The 18,659-nt window shown below is 63.3% G+C and carries 21 protein-coding genes; 10 read left to right on the plus strand and 11 right to left on the minus strand.

The genetic code is table 11. The features are described 5' to 3' along the window. Nucleotides 1-16 precede the first annotated feature (16 nt). On the plus strand, nucleotides 17-649 hold the full coding sequence (locus G8E03_RS08600) for an arylesterase (RefSeq protein ID WP_166194035.1): 633 nt from the start codon (nucleotides 17-19) through the stop codon (nucleotides 647-649). Beyond that, nucleotides 649-1,182, plus strand: coding sequence for an RNA 2',3'-cyclic phosphodiesterase (gene thpR / locus G8E03_RS08605; RefSeq protein ID WP_166190690.1), 534 nt, complete (start codon nucleotides 649-651; stop codon nucleotides 1,180-1,182). Before G8E03_RS08600 ends, thpR begins: the two co-directional genes overlap by 1 nt. Nucleotides 1,183-1,197: 15 nt before the next feature. Here thpR and G8E03_RS08610 read toward each other — a convergent pair whose 3' ends face one another. After that, nucleotides 1,198-1,395 (minus strand): DUF1127 domain-containing protein, encoded by a 198-nt coding sequence (locus G8E03_RS08610; RefSeq protein ID WP_166190693.1) that lies wholly within the window; start codon nucleotides 1,393-1,395, stop codon nucleotides 1,198-1,200. A gap of 112 nt (nucleotides 1,396-1,507) precedes the next feature. On the opposite strand from G8E03_RS08610, the gene G8E03_RS08615 reads away from it, so the two are divergent. Continuing rightward, nucleotides 1,508-2,380 carry a LysR family transcriptional regulator gene (locus G8E03_RS08615; RefSeq protein WP_166190695.1) on the plus strand — a complete coding sequence of 291 codons (873 nt, stop codon included), beginning with the start codon at nucleotides 1,508-1,510 and terminating at the stop codon, nucleotides 2,378-2,380. A 41-nt stretch (nucleotides 2,381-2,421) separates the two neighbouring features. Here the strand turns inward: G8E03_RS08615 and G8E03_RS08620 are convergent, their stop codons facing one another. Continuing rightward, nucleotides 2,422-3,381 (minus strand): NADPH:quinone oxidoreductase family protein, encoded by a 960-nt coding sequence (locus tag G8E03_RS08620; RefSeq protein WP_166190697.1) that lies wholly within the window; start codon nucleotides 3,379-3,381, stop codon nucleotides 2,422-2,424. Nucleotides 3,382-3,431: 50 nt separating this feature from the next. Here G8E03_RS08620 and G8E03_RS08625 point away from each other — a divergent pair, with 50 nt between their 5' ends. Further along, nucleotides 3,432-4,460, plus strand: coding sequence for a DUF2332 domain-containing protein (locus G8E03_RS08625; RefSeq protein ID WP_166190699.1), 1,029 nt, complete (start codon nucleotides 3,432-3,434; stop codon nucleotides 4,458-4,460). A 15-nt stretch (nucleotides 4,461-4,475) separates the two neighbouring features. Here G8E03_RS08625 and G8E03_RS08630 read toward each other — a convergent pair whose 3' ends face one another. Together G8E03_RS08630 and G8E03_RS08635 are read right to left on the minus strand one after the other, a co-directional pair. Next, complete coding sequence (locus G8E03_RS08630) at nucleotides 4,476-5,048, minus strand: TIGR04282 family arsenosugar biosynthesis glycosyltransferase (RefSeq protein WP_166190701.1); 573 nt, start codon at nucleotides 5,046-5,048, stop codon at nucleotides 4,476-4,478. After that, entirely contained in the window at nucleotides 5,045-5,728 is a 684-nt protein-coding gene (locus tag G8E03_RS08635; RefSeq protein ID WP_166190703.1) for a TIGR04283 family arsenosugar biosynthesis glycosyltransferase, read from the minus strand. Before G8E03_RS08635 ends, G8E03_RS08630 begins: the two co-directional genes overlap by 4 nt. Before the next feature lie 78 nt (nucleotides 5,729-5,806). Here G8E03_RS08635 and ygfZ point away from each other — a divergent pair, with 78 nt between their 5' ends. After that, a complete protein-coding gene (gene ygfZ / locus G8E03_RS08640; protein WP_166194038.1) occupies nucleotides 5,807-6,544 on the plus strand; it encodes a CAF17-like 4Fe-4S cluster assembly/insertion protein YgfZ in 738 nt (245 codons plus the stop codon). An 11-nt stretch (nucleotides 6,545-6,555) separates the two neighbouring features. On the opposite strand, the gene G8E03_RS08645 is transcribed toward ygfZ, so the two are convergent. From G8E03_RS08645 to G8E03_RS08675, 7 genes are all read right to left on the minus strand, one after another. After that, on the minus strand, nucleotides 6,556-7,173 hold the full coding sequence (locus G8E03_RS08645; protein ID WP_166190705.1) for a type VI secretion system-associated protein TagO: 618 nt from the start codon (nucleotides 7,171-7,173) through the stop codon (nucleotides 6,556-6,558). Next, the gene (locus G8E03_RS08650; RefSeq protein ID WP_166190707.1) at nucleotides 7,170-7,961 is read right to left on the minus strand and encodes an inositol monophosphatase family protein; all 792 of its coding nucleotides are present in this window, start codon (nucleotides 7,959-7,961) and stop codon (nucleotides 7,170-7,172) included. The genes G8E03_RS08645 and G8E03_RS08650 overlap by 4 nt, the downstream gene beginning before the upstream one ends. 153 nt (nucleotides 7,962-8,114) lie before the next feature. Beyond that, a complete protein-coding gene (locus G8E03_RS08655) occupies nucleotides 8,115-8,318 on the minus strand; it encodes a hypothetical protein (protein ID WP_166190709.1) in 204 nt (67 codons plus the stop codon). Nucleotides 8,319-8,661: 343 nt separating this feature from the next. Beyond that, nucleotides 8,662-9,225 carry an elongation factor P gene (gene efp / locus G8E03_RS08660; RefSeq protein WP_166190711.1) on the minus strand — a complete coding sequence of 188 codons (564 nt, stop codon included), beginning with the start codon at nucleotides 9,223-9,225 and terminating at the stop codon, nucleotides 8,662-8,664. Between the two features lie 83 nt (nucleotides 9,226-9,308). Then, nucleotides 9,309-11,006 carry an ATP-binding protein gene (locus G8E03_RS08665; RefSeq protein WP_166190713.1) on the minus strand — a complete coding sequence of 566 codons (1,698 nt, stop codon included), beginning with the start codon at nucleotides 11,004-11,006 and terminating at the stop codon, nucleotides 9,309-9,311. Between the two features lie 90 nt (nucleotides 11,007-11,096). Beyond that, nucleotides 11,097-12,185 (minus strand): Mrp/NBP35 family ATP-binding protein, encoded by a 1,089-nt coding sequence (locus G8E03_RS08670; protein WP_166194041.1) that lies wholly within the window; start codon nucleotides 12,183-12,185, stop codon nucleotides 11,097-11,099. Nucleotides 12,186-12,401: 216 nt separating this feature from the next. After that, nucleotides 12,402-12,539: a hypothetical protein gene (locus tag G8E03_RS08675; protein ID WP_166190715.1), complete on the minus strand. Its 138-nt coding sequence runs from the start codon at nucleotides 12,537-12,539 to the stop codon at nucleotides 12,402-12,404. A 29-nt stretch (nucleotides 12,540-12,568) separates the two neighbouring features. On the opposite strand from G8E03_RS08675, the gene G8E03_RS08680 reads away from it, so the two are divergent. From G8E03_RS08680 to G8E03_RS08700, 5 genes are all read left to right on the plus strand, one after another. Next, entirely contained in the window at nucleotides 12,569-13,819 is a 1,251-nt protein-coding gene (locus G8E03_RS08680; protein ID WP_166190717.1) for a DEAD/DEAH box helicase, read from the plus strand. 251 nt (nucleotides 13,820-14,070) lie between these two features. Beyond that, nucleotides 14,071-15,435: a cysteine--tRNA ligase gene (gene cysS, locus G8E03_RS08685; RefSeq protein WP_166190719.1), complete on the plus strand. Its 1,365-nt coding sequence runs from the start codon at nucleotides 14,071-14,073 to the stop codon at nucleotides 15,433-15,435. Then, nucleotides 15,432-17,057, plus strand: coding sequence for a citramalate synthase (gene cimA / locus G8E03_RS08690; RefSeq protein WP_166190721.1), 1,626 nt, complete (start codon nucleotides 15,432-15,434; stop codon nucleotides 17,055-17,057). Before cysS ends, cimA begins: the two co-directional genes overlap by 4 nt. 37 nt (nucleotides 17,058-17,094) lie before the next feature. Further along, nucleotides 17,095-17,823 (plus strand): class I SAM-dependent methyltransferase, encoded by a 729-nt coding sequence (locus G8E03_RS08695; protein ID WP_166190723.1) that lies wholly within the window; start codon nucleotides 17,095-17,097, stop codon nucleotides 17,821-17,823. Continuing rightward, nucleotides 17,820-18,629 (plus strand): phytoene/squalene synthase family protein, encoded by an 810-nt coding sequence (locus G8E03_RS08700; protein WP_166190725.1) that lies wholly within the window; start codon nucleotides 17,820-17,822, stop codon nucleotides 18,627-18,629. Before G8E03_RS08695 ends, G8E03_RS08700 begins: the two co-directional genes overlap by 4 nt. The last annotated feature ends 30 nt before the right edge of the window (nucleotides 18,630-18,659 follow it).

Here is an 18,659-nt window from a genome sequence, read left to right on the forward strand (position 1 = left end):
TGTGGTCGCGCGGCGAATGCGCAATGCGGGGCTAGCGGTTTTGATGCTGCTTGCATCCGCAACGGGCGCGTGGGCGCAGCAGATGACGATCGCGGCGCTGGGCGACAGTCTGACGCAGGGATATGGCCTGCCGCCGCAGGATGGGCTGGTGCCGCAGCTTCAGGAGTGGTTGAAGGCACAGGGGCAGGACGTGACTGTGCTGAATGCCGGGGTGTCCGGTGATACGACGGCGGGCGGTCTGTCGCGGATCGACTGGACCCTGACGCCTGACGTAGACGCGCTGATCGTGGCCTTGGGCGGGAACGACCTGTTGCGCGGCATTGATCCCAAATCCTCGCGCGCCAATCTGGACGGGATCCTGTCCCGGGCGCAGGACGTACCGGTTTTGCTGATTGGAATGCAGGCGCCCGGCAATTTCGGCCCGCAATTCAAGGCCGATTTCGATGCCATGTATCCCGAACTGGCCGCAGAACACGATGCGATCCTCGTCGAGAGCTTTTTCGAAGGGTTCGGGGTGGAGGGGCAGGACATCGCCGCCGCCGGCGATCTGATGCAGGCTGACGGCATACATCCCAACGCGGAGGGCGTCGCGCTGATCGTCGAGGCGCTGGGCCCCCGTGTGATGGACCTGATCTCAAGGATTGAGTGATGCGCATTTTCGTTGCATTGCCGCTGGCCGAGGATGCAGCGAGTGCGCTGGATCAGATTGCGCAAACACTGCCCGCGGGCGATCCGGTGCCGGAGGAAAACTGGCACATTACCCTGGCCTTCGCGGCGGATGTTGCTGAGGATACGGTGGAGGAGTTCGGGCTGAACCTGTCCGGCATCGCGGTGCCCCGGTTCGCATGGCAGATCGACGGGTTCGGTGTCTTCGGCGCTGCGAAACCGCGTCAGATCCATGCGCTGGTCGCGGAAAATTCCGCTCTGACGGAGCTGCATCATCAGGTTCGCAGGGCCGCGCGAAATGCCGGGCTGATTCTGCGGCACAGGCGTTTCGTGCCGCATGTCACAATATCGCGCCTTCGCCGCGCACCCCTGGATATTCGTGCGGCCGACTGGTTGGCCGAAAACGCGACGCGCAGGCTGGGGCCCTTTGTCGCGCGGGAGTTTACGCTCTTCGAATCCGAGCTGCACCCCGACGGCCCGCGCTACAATCCGCTGCTGACCCTTTCGTTGCTTTGATCAGGTCCAGTTTGATCAGGCCCAGAAGGGCTTGGCGCACTCACGACGAACCTCGTCGCGGGTTAGACCCAGATCGGCCAGCAATGTGTCGTCCAGCCGGGACAGGTGAACGCGCGAACGGGCGCAAGCGTGCCATCCGGCGAGACGGGCCAGAAGGGGGAGGGAGCGGACTGCGCGGGGCAGGGTGGCGGTCATGTACATCGTATTTTCCATTCGGACATTTGATCGTTGCGGGTCGAATTATTTGTTTCGGTGATTGATCTAGTGTTCGAGTCGGCGTAACACAAGCGAATGAATGTGAACTGTTTCATCACGGAGATTGATGGTGCCCAGAAACATAGACATGACCGCCCTGCGCTCCTTCGTCACCGTGGCCGAATGCGGTGGAGTGACCCGTGCAGCCGGTCAACTTAACCTGACGCAATCGGCAGTTTCCATGCAAATCAAGAGGTTGGAGGAATCTCTGGGTCAACCGTTGCTGGATCGTTCGGGACGTGGCGTCACATTGAGCGCGCAGGGCGAACAGTTGCTGGGATACGGTCGGCGTATCCTGCGTCTGAACGATGAAGTCTGGAGCCGGATGACGCACCATGCCTACGAGGGCGAAATCGTCTTCGGGGTTCCCCACGATATCGTCTATCCACACGTGCCGATGATTCTCCAACGGTTCGGCGTCGATTTTCCGCGGGTGAAGGTTCAACTCGTGTCGTCCTACACGCGCGGGCTCAAATCGCAGATGGCGCGGGGTGAGATCGACATCATCCTGACAACCGAGGCGGATGTGGATGCGGGGGGGGAGACGCTGGCGACCCATACGCTTGACTGGGTGGGTGCGCCGAACGGCCAAACCTGGAAGCAGCGGCCCCTGCGGTTGGCGTTCGAATATGCCTGCATCTTTCGCGCGGGCGTTCAGGCCGCGTTGGACCGCGAGGATATCGCCTGGGAAATGGCGGTGGAGAGTGACTCCACCCGTACGGTCGAGGCTTCGGTCAGTGCTGATCTGGCGATTCACGCGGTCGTTTCCGGTTCGACCCCGCCCTATATGGAAACGATCAAGCACGGCGGTGCCTTGCCCCAGCTGCCGCAGGTCAACATCAACATGTATGTCGCCCCCGGCGCCAATGCCGAACTCGCAGGTAAGCTCGCGAGTTCGGTTCGCGCGGCCTATGGGGCGCCTGCGGTGATGGCTGCGGAATAAACCGGTCTGTGCCGTGCCGATCACCCGCGAAAGGAAGGACGTCAGATCGTGACGACGACCTTGCCTGTCGCCTTTCGCTGGATCAACAGGTCGTGCGCCTCGGACGCGCGCTCCAGCGGCACCTCGTGGCTGACATGTGGTTTCAGCTTTCCGTCCAGATACCACTCGATCAGTTTCTGCCCGCTCTTCAAGAGCACTTCAGGTCTGAACTTGGAATACGCACCCCAATAGACGCCCAGCACGCTCAGATTCTTGACCAGTAGGATATTTGCCGGAATCTGCGGAATCTCGCCTGACGCGAAGCCGAGGGGAATCAACCGTGCCTCGGGGTTGCAGGCACGCATGGCCTGCTTGAACAAATCCCCCCCGACGGGATCGTAGACCACATCCGCGCCGCCCAGTTTCTTGACCTGTTCGCGCAGGTCGCCGTCATCCGAATCGATGAGGTGGTCCGCTCCGGCCTGTTTCGCGATCTCCAGCTTGGCCGCGCCCCGCGCGCAGGCGATGACGTTCGCGCCCATCAGCTTTCCGATTTCGATGGCGGTCAGGCCGACACCTCCTGCCGCACCGAGCACCAGCAGGTTTTCCCCCGGCTGCAACCGCGCCCGGTGGTCCAGTGCCACGTGGCTGGTGCCGTAGACGATGGTAAAGGCAGCCGCATGTGCATCCGACATCGCGTCGGGCACCGGAATGCAGGACCGCGCATCCGCCAGCGCCACCTCAGCGAAGCCGCCGGAGCCGATCAGCGCCGAAACCCGCATACCCGGCCGCAGATGCTCGACGCCATCGCCAACCTCACGAACCCGACCGCTGACTTCCATACCCGGCGCAAAGGGCAGGTCCGGCTTCTCCTGATACTTTCCTTGCACGATCAGCGTATCGGCGAAGTTGACGCCGCAGGCCGCCACGTCGATCGACACTTGCTTTGGACCGGGCTTCGGAATTTCCACATCGTCCATCTGCATGGGCTGGCCGAGTTCGTGGACACGCATCGCTTTCATGGTAACTTCCCCTTTGGATTTTCCGGCAGAATAGGGGGTGGCCGCGTAGAATGCCCAGCAAGAATGCCACGTCAGATGCTGTCAGAGCACATTTTCGGTCGCAGGGGCAGGCTTGCGCACGGCTGGAGTCGCCCTTTACGGCGCGATTATGCGCGGTTCTGGCGGATGTCCTCACGCTGGAGACCCCGCTGGGCGCACGGGTGCTGACCTGGCCCGGTGATCCGACCGGGGACGCGCTGGCGCTGCGCGTGTGCGGCGGCTTTCAGGCGCTGAGTTGGGAGGATGCGAATCTCGCCGCGCTCTACCCCCCGGCGAAAATCAGCGAGCAGTCCTTCACCGCGGGTCTGGTGGAGTGGATGAAGCAGAATGATGCGCGGCTGATGCCATGGCTGGACGGACCACCGCAGACCAACGAAGTGTCGCGGTGCAGTGCGCTGCTGGGCGGCTTGCTGCACATCGGCGGTGAGATCGAACTGCTGGAGGTTGGAGCCTCCGCCGGATTGAACCTCTATCCGGATCGATATGCCTATGATCTGGGTGAGGGCGTCCAGTATGGCGATGGTCCCGTTCGGATCGTGACCGAATGGTCGGGTCAGTGCCCGCCGCTCGACCAGGGGCTACGCATCGTGTCGCGTGCGGGCTGCGATGTTGCGCCGATCAATGTCGCGGATGATGCGGCGCGGCGTCGCCTGCGCGCATATGTCTGGCCGGATCAGCCTGCGCGGATCGCCCGGTTCGAGGGGGCCGTGGCGATGGTCGCGGACGCGCAGCCGGATATTCGCAAGCTGGGTGCCGCCGAGTTTCTGCGCGAAACACTGGCTGCGCCCGTTCCCGAAGGGCGCATCCGTGTCGTCCAGCATTCGATCATGTGGCAATACATGCCAGTTGAGGAGCAGGAGCAGGCGGAGCACGCAATCCGGTCCGCCGGTGCGCGTGATGGTGCGCGACTGGCGTGGTTGAGGCTGGAAGCGGACGACACACCCGGCAGTGCCGCGATCCTGCTGACCCGCTTTCCCGATGGTCGGACGGTCGAACTGGGGCGCGGCGATTTTCACGGGCGCTGGGTGCGGTGGCATTAGCTGGGTGAGGTGGCATTAAAGGTCGGCGGCGGTGTCCACATCGCGCAGCGTGGCGACTTCCGCGATGGTATGATCGCGTAGGGTGGCGCGGCTGTCGGCGAGGGCGTGTTCACTCGACCAGCGCACCCCGTCAAACAGGGTCGGCGGGATCGCGCGGGTCCGCTTCAATCCGATCAGCCAGTAGCCACCGTCCGGCGCGGGGCCGAAAACGGCATCATGCGCCCCCAGTGCGTTGAACGCCCGCGCGATATGGGCCGGGGTGATACCGGGAATATCCGCCCCGATGATGATGGCCGGGCCGGGGGGCATCATGCGCAGCGCGCGTGCCATCCGCTGGCCCAGATTGCCGCTGCCCTGCGGGTGGCGCGGCAGATGGCGCGGCCAGATGCGGCTTTCAAGTCCCATCCGATCCGGTGCGACCGCAATCACGGTCTGCCAGCGCGGATCGCGCGACATGGTGCGGATCAGGCGCCGTGTCTGATGCCGGAACCACCATGCCGCGGGCACCAGCCCGATATCCGCACCCAGCCGGGTCTTGACCCGGCCCGGACGCGGTTCCTTGACGAAGATCACCAGATGCGGCCTCATCGCCCTCTCGCGTAGCGTTCGGCCAGGCGGTGCGGCGAAACACCCGCGAAATACAGCGCAAGTGTGCCGAGGTTGCGCCAGCCACGGCGCAGCCACCCTTGCCTTCGATACCGATCGGCGGAGGTCGTGGCCGTCGCGTCCAGCGGGCTGAGGGGCAGGCGGCGGACCAGGGCCACATCCTCCATCAGCGGAATGTCGGGGTAGCCGCCACTGGTGCGGTACAGATGCGCTGGAATCAGCAATCCCTGATCGCCATAGGGCAGGCCGAACCAGCGGGCGCGCAGATTTGCCCATCCCGCCACGATGCGCGCCTGGGGCACGGAACTGTCGAAGCGCAATCGGAACCAACCGGCCCTGTCGGCCTTGTCATTCATGTGGTCGCGCACGGCCCCGGTCCATTCCCGGGACAGCGTCGTGTCGCTGTGCAGGACCAGCAACCATTCCCCTCGCGCTGCGGCACATCCGGCGGCCAGCTGTGAGCCCCGGCCCTTCGGCGCGGAAATCAGACGCGCACCCGCCGCATCCGCCACGGCCTCGACATCGTCGGTGGAGCCGCCGTCAGCCAAGATCAGCTCCGCAATCAGCCCCTCGAACACACCGTCGGACAGGGATGCGAGGCACGGCCCCAGCACAGCCGCGCTGTCGAGTGTGGGAATAATGATGCTGATCGGTGCGGGCATGTCGCCTCTGACTATTGCGGTGGCACACCCTATATGCGTGATTGACGCTGCGCGAAAGGAAACAAGATGACAGATGCATTGCATGACCGCCGGATACTCCGCCTTTCAGGGGCGGATACACGCGATTTTCTGCAAGGGCTGATCTCCAACGACATTGCGAAGGCGGATGACGGATTGATCTATGCGGCCTTGCTGAACCCGCAGGGGAAATATCTGGTGGATTTCTTCGTGCTGCGTGACGGGGATGATTACCTGTTGGACGTGGCAGGGGACCTCAGCCGGGGATTGATGCAACGCCTCGGCATGTACCGCCTGCGCGCCGATGTGCAGATCGAGGAGACGGACTTGTCCGTTACGGCCTTGGCCGAAGCGGTGGACGGGGCCTATCCCGATCCACGAGATGCCGGCATGGGCTGGCGGCTCTACGGGGGCGACACGCCCGGTATGGACCGTTCGGAATACGACGCCCGTCGCGTCGCGCATCTGGTTCCCGAATCCGGCGTCGAACTGATCCCGAACGACAGCTATCTGCTTGAGGTCGGGTTCGAGCGGCTCTCCGGCGTCGATTTTCGCAAGGGTTGCTATGTCGGACAGGAAGTCACCGCGCGCATGAAGCACAAGACGGAGCTGCGCAAGGGATTGGCACGTGTCGCGGTCGAGGGGCCGGTGCCGGAGGTCGGAACGCCGATCAATGCGGACACACGGCAGGCCGGCACCCTGTTTACCGTCGCGGCGGGGCAGGGCATTGCCTATCTGCGCTATGACCGGGCAGAGGGTGAGATGCAGGCAGGACAGGCGACCGTGCGCCGCCTATAAGGCTGACGCGCCTATAGCTGCCAGTTGCAGGCCGTGGTCAGCGGTTCCAGCGCCTGTGAAAGCCCGCGCACGTCAAAGGTTGCGACGATCTCTCGCTCATCATAGGGCGTGACGCGGGCGGTCAGGCGGTCCGCCCCGGCCAATCGGCGCAGCAGGGTGCCGCCCCATTCGGGCGTGAACGTGCCCTCGACATCGTCAGAGACGGGCCAGCGGTCTTGCTCAACCGGGTCATCGTCCAGCGACAACGACACGATCTTGACCGGGTCCGTTCCGTCGCTGCCGTCCGCCCCCAGATATTCGTGCCAGCGGATGAACACTTCGGTCGTGTTGGCCCGGCATCTGGCGATCAGTTCGACCGGCTCACCGAAACCCGACGTGCCGGTCAGGGCCTGTAGCGTCAGTGCGACGACCGCAGGCCCGTCCGAGGTGTCGGGGCGGATGTCCAGCGCCCAGGTTCCGGCCTGCGTCGTGGCGATGCCGAAATCGGGTGCAATCGCATCGAAGCAATCCAGCCGGTCGAGCCGAGAGTTGATCCCGGCGCACCGTCCGATGGCAAGCTCCAGCGGGGCCACTTGCTGCGCAGCCGCGCCGGATGCGCAGAGGAACAGGACAGCGGCGGCGCGGATCATTCGTTACGGATCAGCTTCACGAAACGATCGAAGACCGGTTCGTTCGCGGCGATGATCGAGCCGCTTTCGACGATGCTCTCGTCCGGCTCCATCGGTCCGACCAGACCACCAGCTTCCTTGACCAGCAGCAGACCCGCCGCGATATCCCAGGAATTCAGGTTCCGCTCCCAATAGCCATCATAACGACCGGCGGCGACATAAGCGAGGTCGAGCGCGGCCGAGCCCCAGCGGCGCACACCGGCGCAGACCGGCATGATCCGACCCAGATCGCGCAGGGTTTCAGGCAGATCGCCCTTGTTCGCAAAGGGGATGCCGGTGGCAAAGACCATCTCGATCATCTCGCGCCGACCCGACACGCGCAGACGGCGGTCGTTCATCCATGCACCGCCACCCTTTTCAGCCACGAACATCTCATCCTTGACCGGATCGTAGACGACACCGGCGACAATTTCGCTCTTGTGCTCCAACGCTATGGAAATCGCCCAGTGCGGGATGCCGTGCAGAAAGTTCGTGGTGCCATCCAGCGGATCGACGATCCAGCGGCGGGTGGGGTCGGATCCCTTGAACGCCTTGGATTCCTCACCGACCCAACCGTAATTGGGACGCGCGTCCATAAGCTCGTTCTGAATGGTTTCCTCGGCCTTGAAGTCGGCCTTGCTGACGAAATCGCCTGCGCCCTTCATGGAGACCTGAAGGTTTTCGACCTCTCCGAAATCCCGGATGAGTTGGCGCGCGGCCTTGCGCGCAGCCTTGATCATGATGTTGACGTTGGCGGAAGCGACGGACATGGGGCACCTGACGGACGAGTGGAACAAGGCGGCGGGGTAACTCGGTCCGGCGGGTTATGCAAGGGCTGTGCCCGGCATAACCCGCTCTGGACCTTCGATCGGCGTTCTGCCCCCCGACAGCCGCAGATCGCCCCCAGATCGGCGGACGAAGGCTCAGTGCCCCTCGTCGGCACCGGTTTCGGTTCGTGCGTGGGTCAGCGCGTCGGTCGTGACGCTCATCATCATCGCGGATGGCCGCTGGAGCAAAGTGATCGCGGCAGCAATGCAGGTGATCATTAGCAAAACGGCCGCCACCCCCATCAAGATACGCTCCAACGATGTCAGACTTGTCGCGCTTTCGATCTGGCCTTCGGTCATGCTCTTCTCCTCATCCGTGACGAAGGCACGAAGGGATGATGAAGAAGGTTTCAGCCTCGGGGGGGAAAATCCGGAAATTTTTAGGGGCACGTTTTAACGCGGCGCTCGGCGGTAGGCGCCGCGTTAAAAATGCGCTATAACTCATTGAAAAATTATAAAATTTTTAGGCTGGTATCCGCAATGCGCATAATCGGCTCGCTATGCTCAGCGCATGACGAACTGCAAATAATGCGGTTCATAGCTGCCACGCGTTCTTCCGGCATCGTGCGACACCGATCCGACTACACGTTCCGCAGTCATTGAGGCCCCGCGGCGGATTAGCTTCGCAGCGGGGGCCTCACGATCAGGCGCGTTCGACGTATTCCATCGTTTCGGTGGAAACCACGATGGCCTCATCCTGTCCGACGAAGGGCGGAACCATGACGCGCACGCCATTGTCCAGCACGGCGGGCTTGAATGAGTTCGCGGCCGTCTGCCCCTTCACCACCGGCTCCGTCTCCACGATGGTGCAGGTTACACGCTCGGGCAGGGACGCGTTCAGCGCCTCGGCCTCGTGATATTCCACCTGGATGGTCATACCGTCCTGCAGGAAGGGGCGACGCTCACCCAGAATATCCGCCGGAATCTGAATCTGTTCGAAGGTTTCCGCGTCCATGAACACCAGCATGCCGTCGTCCTCGTAGAGGAACTGCTGATCCTTCTGTTCCAGCCGGATGCGTTCCACCTTGTCTGCGGACCGGAAACGTTCGTTCAGTTTCGAGCCGTTGCGCAGGTTCTTCATCTCGACCTGAGCGAAGGCGCCGCCCTTGCCGGGCTTCACGTGCCCGACCTTGACCGCGACCCACAGGCCGCCGTTATGTTCCAGCGTATAGCCGGGGCGAATCTCGTTTCCGTTGATTTTGGCCATGTCCGGCGTCCTTCAGCTCAATTGGGGTGCGCATGCGTTAGCAAGGGGCCATGCCCAGCGCAAGTGGGCTGCATCGCGCGCGATCATGCCGCGTAACTGCGCAGAAGGCTTTCCATCACACGCGGTGTCAGCGGCTTTATCAGCACGTCGCGGGCACCCAGGCTGCGTGCGCGGTCCATCTCCGCCTCGGTCGCGCCAGCGGTTATCATCACGATAGGAGGCGGTTTCCGGCGGAAGGAGTGGACCTTTTCCAACACCCACAGCCCGTTCATATCGGGCATATGCAGGTCGAGCAGTACGAGATCGAATACCTGATTGCGCATCAGTTCCACAGCCTGAGCACCGCTCGTCGCCTCATCCACCTGCGCGCCCAAGACCCGCATGTATGTCGCGGCGATCATCAGGTTCGTCGGAATGTCGTCCACGACCAGCACCCGCAATCCGTTCGCTGGGTGCGGGTTGTGGGGAATGCGCGTGGCCTCCGTCTCCAGCGCTTTCACACCGATGCTCAGGGTAAAGATCGTGCCCTCACCTGCGATGGATTTGAATGTCAGGTCGCCGTTCATCATGCGCGACAACTGACGTGTGATGGTCAGGCCGAGGCCGGAGCCTCCGAAAGCCCCCATGATCGAATCGTCCGCCTGCCCGAACGGATCGAAAATGCGGCTTGCCGCATCGACCGACATGCCGATGCCGCTGTCCTGCACATCCACCACCAACCGCGTGGGGGAGCCGACGCGATCGTCCCAGCGCGCGGCGACGCGAATGAAACCTTCAGGCGTGAACTTGATCGCATTTGACAGGAGGTTGTTCATGCACTGGCGAAACCGCTGCGCGTCGATCTCGATCGCTTCGGGCATGTTCGCGTCGAAATCGATCAGGAACCGCAGGTTTTTGTCCTCTGCAATCGGCCCCCACAGACGTTCGATCCCTGCGAACAGGTCGGAACTGTCCTGGCGTGCCGGCGATATCGGCATCCGGTCCGCTTCCAGACGTGAGATGTCCAGAATGTCATTGAGCATTTCCAGCAGGGTCGCGCCACTTTCGGTGATGGTTTCGACTTTGCGCCGCTGATCCTCGTTCAGATCGGAGCTTCGCAGAATTTCGGCCATGCCCAGAATGGCGTTCAGCGGCGTGCGAACCTCATGACTGACATTGGCAAGGAACGCGGTCTTGCTTTCCGCCGCTCGGCGGGCCTGATCGCGTGCGGTGCGCAGACGCGCCAGCATGGTATCGAACAGACCCATCGCCACAATGACGAGCACGGCGGAAAAGATGACAGCTATGCTGTGACGCACCGAGATCGTCACGATGGAGCCGGGCCCCTCTATCGTGCGCTGGATCGGCAGACGAGTCATATCCCCGACGGCAACCAGCGCGATCACGATCAGGCTGATCAGGGTCAGAACGATTATGCCCTTTTTTTCGTACAACATGCCCGCGATGCAGATGAAAACCGGCAGATAGGTCACAAACCCGAAGATGATCCCCTCCTGCGGGATCAGGCCGATCACCAGAACCACCGCGATGGTCACGACGAAAAACAAGTCCCGCGCCAGCCTAAGACGCATTCCAAGGTGCAGCATGAACGGGATGGCAAGGTATGACAGAGATCCCAGCATGATGGGCAGCACCACGGCGGATCGTACCCCCAGGGCGAAAACCAGCATCAGACAGACGACGGAGGTGCTGATGGAAATCGTGATGGACGCCAGAACCAGAATGCGACGCGCAAACCCCAGTCGTTCATCGTCCTCCGGCGGGTGCGTTTTGTTCGGCATCTGTACCATATTGGAAATATGCAATTCGATCTGGGCCGTATTGCGGCGAGAATTGGAGGAAATCAGGCAACCTCTGGTTGTCTGCCGGTGTCAAATGAGGCCCCCTTCGATCAGGCGCTGTGCGATCTGAGCGAAGGTCTTGCTCTCTGCGCTGTCGGGTCGGGACGCGACGATGGGCGCGCCACCATCACCGCCAAGGCGAATATCCATGTTGAGCGGAATTTCCCCCAGGAACGGAATGCCCAGCTTCTCCGCCTCATCCCGCGCGCCGCCATGACCGAAGATCGAGGTTTCCTCGCCACATTTCGGGCATATGAAGGTGGACATGTTTTCGATCATGCCCAGAACAGGCGTCTTGGTCTTTCGGAACATGTCCAAGGCCTTGCGGGCATCCAGCAGCGCAATGTCCTGCGGCGTGCTGACAACGATGGCGCCGGTCAGTTCGGCCTTTTGCGACAGGGTCAACTGAACGTCGCCTGTGCCCGGCGGCAGATCGACCAGCAGAACGTCCAACTCACCCCAGGCCACCTGACCCAGAAATTGTTGCAAGGCGCCCATCAGCATCGGGCCACGCCAGACTACAGCCTCATCTTCCTTCAGCATGAAGCCGATGGACATCAGCGTGACGCCGTGCGCACGCAGTGGAATGATCGTTTTGCCGTCCTCGCCCGAGCCCGGCCGCCCGTTGATGCCGAACATGCGCGGTTGCGACGGGCCGTACACGTCGGCATCCAGCAAGCCCACGCGCTTACCCTGTTGCGCCAGCGCAATGGCAAGGTTGGAGGAGACCGTGGACTTGCCCACGCCCCCCTTGCCGGAGGCGATGGCGATGATCCGGTTGATGCCCGTAATCTTGGCCGGGCCTGTTTGCGGGGTCGGATGACGCCCGATCTTGAGATTGGGGGGCGGCGGCTTCGCGGCCTCACCCGGTGCCGCATGTGCGGTCAGAACGACGGAGACCGCGCCTGCGCCGGGCAGGGCCGCGACGGCATTTTGCGCGGCCAATCGGACAGGTTCCGCGGTGCGGGCCAGCTCGATCGGCATTTCCAGCACGAACCGCACGTCGCCGTTCGTCACGCTCAACGCGCGCACCCGGTCCGCGCTGACCAGGTCGCCCTGACCGGAGGGATCTGCGATGGTGGCGAGGGATTTGAGTATGCTGTCGCGGTCGAGGGTCATGATACGGTCCGGTCCTTGTGCGGTGAACAGAATGGCGTGAACACCCGCCATTGATCGTCCATACCGCGCACGCCCACAACCCCGTTCGCAGCGACAGTTCACGCGGGGCTTGCGTTCGCAGGTGCGGCGGCTTATGTGATCCCTACCGTAACGCGGACCCTGTGTCCGTGCCGTGGGTTCGGCTCCACGGATCGACCGAACGACCCACGCGATGGCTTAGCTGCCCGGACCGCCCTTTGTATCCTTCAGGATGCAACTCGACATTCGTGCGGGGCGGCCAGATCCGAACATCGCTTCATCGATGGATTGCGCGATATCGTGCAGTTCGACCGCGTGTTCGCGGTCGCTAGACATGGCCGTATCGTGCGGCTTCAAGGATATAAATGACCGACAAGACTTTTGCCGATTTCGACCTGGCCCAGCCGATCAAGGATGCGCTGGCGCGTGCGAAATTCGAAAAACCCACTGCAATTCAGGCGCAGGCGATCCAGCCACAGCTGGACGGCCGCGACATTCTGGGTCTGGCCCAGACCGGCACCGGCAAGACGGCGGCCTTCGCTCTGCCGATCCTGCATCACATCCTGCAAATGCCGGGACGTGCCGCACCGGGCACGGCGCGCGCGCTGATCCTGGCCCCGACGCGTGAGCTGGCGGTGCAGATCCTCGACGAGTTCCGCCGGTTCGCGGGCGGCGCGCGCGTGTCCACCTGTCTCGTTCTGGGCGGCGTTTCGCGCAACGTGCAGATCCGCAATCTGGGCCGGGGCGTGGACGTTCTGGTCGCGACGCCGGGCCGGTTGCTCGATCTGGTCGATGACCGCAAGGTGCGGTTGGACGAGGTCCGCTTCGTGGTTCTGGATGAGGCTGACCGGATGCTCGACATGGGCTTCGTACAGCCGGTGCGCCGCATCGTGTCCATGCTGCATCCCCGCCGTCAGTCCGCGATGTTTTCCGCAACGATGCCGTCCGAGGTTTCGGGGCTGGCGGGCAGCTTCCTCAACAATCCTGTCCGGGTCGAGGTCGCGCCGCAATCCACCGTGGTGACGCGGATCGAGCAGACCGCCGAACTGATGGACGGCACCGCCAAGCGGGCGCGTCTGGCCCAGTTGATGAACGCGGAGGGAATGGAGCGTGCCATCGTCTTCGCCCGCACCAAGCGCGGGGCGGATCGTGTTGCGCAGAACCTTGAGAAAGACGGCATCAAGGCCGAGGCGATCCACGGCAACAAGGCGCAGAACGCGCGCCAACGTGCGCTCAACAACTTTCGCCACGGCACGGTCAAGGTGCTGGTCGCGACTGATATTGCCGCACGGGGCATCGACGTTCCGGGGATCAGCCATGTCGTGAACTACGACCTGCCGGATGAGCCTGAGAACTACGTACACCGCATCGGGCGGACGGCGCGCAACGGCGCGGATGGCGTGGCAATTACCTTGTGCGCCCCCGATGAGGTCAAGAAGATGCGCGCGGTCGAGAAGATCACCGGTGAGCGTCTGCTGCCCGGCGGCACACCCGAGGGGGAGAGCAAGCCGCGCAGCAACCGTCGCGGTGGCGGTGGCGGCAAGCCCGGCGGCGCGCCCAAATCCGGCCGCCCCAACCGGCGGCGTCGCGGACCCTCGCGCGCCAACGCTGCGTGATCTAGCTGTATATGACATGGAGAGGCCGGGACGTGTTCCCGGCCTTTTTCTCGTGCCCAAGCGCATCCTGCCGCGTAGGGGCTTGCGCCATTTCGGTTTGTGGGCCTACAGTCAGCGCATGACCAACCCAACGCCCCTCATTCGGTGCTGCATTATCCGCTGACATATCGTCCGCGCGGGGTTTCGTCGTTTTCTATCAGAACCTGACCTGTTAAGCCCGCGCGGGGTTCCCCTATCGCCAAGGCCTGAGCATGACAGATATCGTCCTTCACGACACCAAGACCAAGCAAAAGAAGAAGCTGGAGCCCGTGGTTCCGGGGCAGGTGGGCATGTATGTCTGCGGCCCCACGGTCTATGACCGGGCGCATATCGGCAATGCCCGGCCTGTGGTGGTGTTCGATACGTTGTATCGCCTGCTGCGCCACGTCTACGGCGCGGACGCCGTGACCTATGTGCGCAACTTCACCGACGTGGATGACAAGATCAACGCCCGCGCCGCCGAAAGCGGGCGCAGCATCGGTGACATCACGCAAGAAACGATCGGCTGGTATCTCGACGATATGGCCGCACTCGGCGCGCTGGAACCCGACCTGGCGCCGCGTGCCACGCAGAGCATCGACGCCATGATCGCCATGATCGCCGAACTGATCGAGAAGGGCCACGCCTACGCAGCCGAGGGGCATGTGCTGTTCTCGGTCGCGTCGGATCCGCAATATGGGTCGCTCAGCCATCGCAATGTCGATGAAATGATTGCCGGCGCGCGTGTCGAGGTCGCGCCCTATAAGCGGGATGCGATGGACTTCGTGCTGTGGAAACCCTCGGACGAAGGCACCCCCGGTTGGGAGTCCCCCTGGGGCCGTGGTCGACCGGGCTGGCATATCGAATGTTCCGCCATGTCGCGCGAAGTCTTCGGGGAGCGGTTCGACATTCACGGCGGCGGCAACGACCTGATGTTTCCGCATCACGAGAACGAGGCCGCGCAAAGCCGCTGCGCCCATGGTCACGACGGCATGGCCTCGATCTGGATGCACAATGGCATGTTGCAGGTCGAGGGCGCGAAGATGTCCAAGTCGTTGGGCAACTTCTTTACCGTCAAGGATTTGCTGGATCAGGGCATACCGGGTGAGGTGATCCGCTTCGTCCTGCTGTCCACGCATTACCGCGCCCCGCTGGACTGGACGGAGCGTGGCGTGGAAGAGGCGGAGAAGACGTTGCGCAAATGGCGAACGGCGACGGCGGGCATCGAACCCGCCGCCACCGTGCCCCCTGGCGTTGTCGCAGCGCTGTCCGACGACCTGAACACGCCGGGGGCGATTGCGGCGTTGCATGGCTTGTCCGAACCCGCGGAATTGCTGGCGGGGGCCGGACTGCTGGGTCTGCTGGATGCAAGCATGGGGGGCTGGGCCGCCGCACCCGATGCGGGGGATGCCGCCACTTTGATAGAAAAACTGATCGCGGCCCGCGCCGATGCCCGCGCCGCGAAGGATTTCGCACGCTCCGACGCCATCCGTGACGGCTTCGCCGCGGCTGGCGTGATCGTCAAGGACACCGCTGAGGGCGCGACGTGGGAGCTTTCGCCCACCTTCGATCCCGCGAAGCTGGAGGATCTGGCATGACCCGCGAAAAACTTTCCCTGTTCGACACCACCCTGCGCGACGGGCAGCAAACGCATGGCGTCGATTTCTCTCTGGAGGATAAACGGCGGATCGCACGGGCGCTGGACACGCTTGGTCTGGATTATGTCGAGGGGGGGTGGCCCGGAGCCAATCCCACCGACAGCGATTTCTTCGATGCGGCTCCCACGCTCGACCACGCCACCTTTACCGCCTTCGGCATGACCAAGCGCGCTGGCCGATCCGCCGCCAATGACGAGGTTTTGGCCAGCGTCCTTAATGCCAACACCCCGGCGGTCTGTCTGGTGGGCAAGAGCCACGATTTCCACGTGACCACGGCGCTGAACATCACCCTGGACGAGAACCGCGAGAATATCCGCGAGAGCTTTGCCCATGTCGTCGCGCAGGGGCGCGAGGCCCTGTTCGATGCGGAGCATTTCTTTGACGGGTACAAGGCGAACCGCGAATATGCTCTGGGTTGCCTGCACGACGCGTTGCAGGCCGGATGCCGCTGGGTGGTGCTGTGCGATACCAATGGCGGGACGCTGCCCGGCGAAATCGGCCGCATTGTCACAGAGGTCATCGCCTCGGGTGTGCCGGGTGAGAAACTGGGCATCCACACGCATAACGATACGGAAACCGCTGTGGCAGGCGCGCTGGCTGCCGTCGATGCGGGGGCGCGCCAGATACAGGGCACGCTGAACGGGCTGGGTGAGCGCTGTGGCAACGCCAACCTGATCTCATTGATTCCGACCTTGCTGCTGAAAGAACCCTATGCCAGCCAATTCGACATCGGCATTCCGCTGGAAAAGCTGGGCGACCTGACGCAGATCAGCCGGATGCTCGACGATATTCTGAACCGTGTGCCGAACCGTCACGCGGCCTATGTCGGGGCGTCGGCGTTCACGCACAAGGCAGGGCTTCACGCCTCGGCCATCCTCAAGGACCCCACGACATATGAGCACGTCGTGCCCGAAACCGTCGGCAATGCCCGCGTGGTGCCCATGTCCAACCAGGCTGGGCAATCCAATCTGCGGCAAAGGCTGGAGGAGGCCGGAATCGCTGTGGAAAAAGGCGATGCGCGCCTGTCCGAAATCCTGAACGAGGTGAAGCGGCGCGAGGATCAGGGCTATGCCTATGACAGCGCCAAGGGCTCGTTCGAGTTGGTCGCACGCGGTATCCTCGGCCAGTTGCCCCGGTTCTTCGATGTCGAACGCTACCGCGTGATGGTCGAGAAGAGGCGCAACGCCAGAGGTGAGAAAATCACCGTCTCGGAGGCGGTCGTCGTGGTCAATATCGGGGGGGAGCGTATAATTTCCGCCGCAGATAGTTTCTTTGCCGAAAGCGAGGCGGATCAGGGGCCGGTCCACGCGCTTTCCGCTGCGCTGCGACGGGATCTGGGGCGTTATCAGAGCTTCATCAACGATATGAAGCTGGTGGATTTCAAGGTTCGCATCACGAATGGCGGCACCGAGGCCGTGACCCGTGTCCTGATCGACAGTGAGGACGGGCAGGGGCGGCGCTGGTCCACGGTCGGCGTGTCGGCAAACATCGTCGATGCCAGTTTTCAGGCGCTCAGCGATGCGGTGACGTGGAAACTGATTCGTGACGGCGCGACAGCATGAAGTGCCTCCGGCGGGGATATTTGAAGAAAGTGAAAGCGTGAGCGATCCGATATTCATCCTGCATCAGGGCCTGTTGAGAGAGGCACCCGGGTCAGATGCTACGACCTTGCGCGCGCTGACCCTGTCAGGCGTCAGCGGTCCGGCGCGAATCGCTGATATGGGGTGTGGACCCGGTGCCGCGACGATGGTCACGTTGCGCGCCCTGCCGGAGGCGCAGGTGATCGCGGTGGACCACCATGCGCCCTATCTCGATACATTGGAACATCGCGCCCATGCCGCTGGTCTGGCGCGACGGTTGCAGACGCGGGTCGCGGATATGCGGGCACCGGGATTTGCGAACGGCACGCTCGACCTGATCCTGTGCGAGGGGGCGATGTATTTCATGGGCATCGAGGCTGGCCTGCGCGCCTGGCGGCCCCTGCTGGCCCAGGGGGGACGGGCCGTGTTCTCCGAAGTGGTGTGGATCAAGCGCACCGTGCCTGAGGAGGCACGCCTGTTCTGGATGGAATATCCCGAAATGACCAATCGCGACGGCGTGCGTCGGCGTGTCGAGGCGGCAGGCTGGCGCGTGATCGACGATTTCGTGCAGCCGAAGGAGGATTGGGAGGTCTATCTCGGCCCTCTGGGCGCGCGCGCGGATGCCTTGCGCCCCGAGGCGGATGAGACCTTGCGTGGTGTGCTCGATGGTGCTCGGCAGGAGGTCGAGCTGTTTGAGCGCCACTCCGACGCCTATGCCTACGCTGTTTTCGTGGTGGAACCGGCATGAACTGGCAAGCCTGTGCAGCCATAGTGGAGAAGGCCGATCCCGACCGCTTCCTCAGCGCCATGACCGCGTCTGAGCATGGGCGGGCGGTGCTGTTCCCCCTCTATGCCTTCAACGTTGAGGTCGCGCGCGCGCCCTGGGTCGTCTCAGAACCGCAACTGGCGGAGATTCGCCTGCAATGGTGGCGCGATGCCATCGCCGAGATCTATGCCGGCGCCCCCCCTCGCAAACATGAGGTCGTCGAGCCGCTGGCCCGGGTGATACGCGAGGCCGCGCTGCCGCGCTATCCGTTCGAGGCGCTGATCGACGCGCGATCATTCGACATCTATGCCGATGCCCATGCCGGACGGTCCGCCTTCGACGCCTATCTGGATGCGACGGGGGCAGGGTTGATGCGATTGGCCGTCGCTTCGTCCGGTGAGGATGCCGCGCAGATTGCGGGCCATGTCGGTTGGGCGCATGGAGCGGCAGGTTTGCTGCGTGCCCTACCGACGCTGTGGTCGGCCGGGCGCGATCCTTTGCCCGTTGATGGGGGATTGCCTCGCCAGCAGGTCCTGAACGGTGAGATGCCACCATCAGTGGCGGAGGCCGTGCGAGCGGTTGCCCGTGACGGGTTGGACAGATTGGCGCAGGCCGGCCGGCCGAGGCTGAACGACACCGCAAAGGCGGCTCTGCGCGCCGGATGGCGCAGCGAGGCCATTCTGAAAGCTGTCGTCCGCGATCCCGCCGCGATCTTCACCGGGGTGGAGGTATCGGATTTCCGGCGCAAGGGCAGCCTACTAATACGGACCCTCGCCGGCCGTTGGTAAGCGGTGAACCTTGGTAAGCGGTCGGCAGTG

The sequence above is a fragment of the Pontivivens nitratireducens genome (assembly GCF_011290545.1).
GTDB classification, from domain to species: domain Bacteria; phylum Pseudomonadota; class Alphaproteobacteria; order Rhodobacterales; family Rhodobacteraceae; genus Pontivivens; species Pontivivens nitratireducens.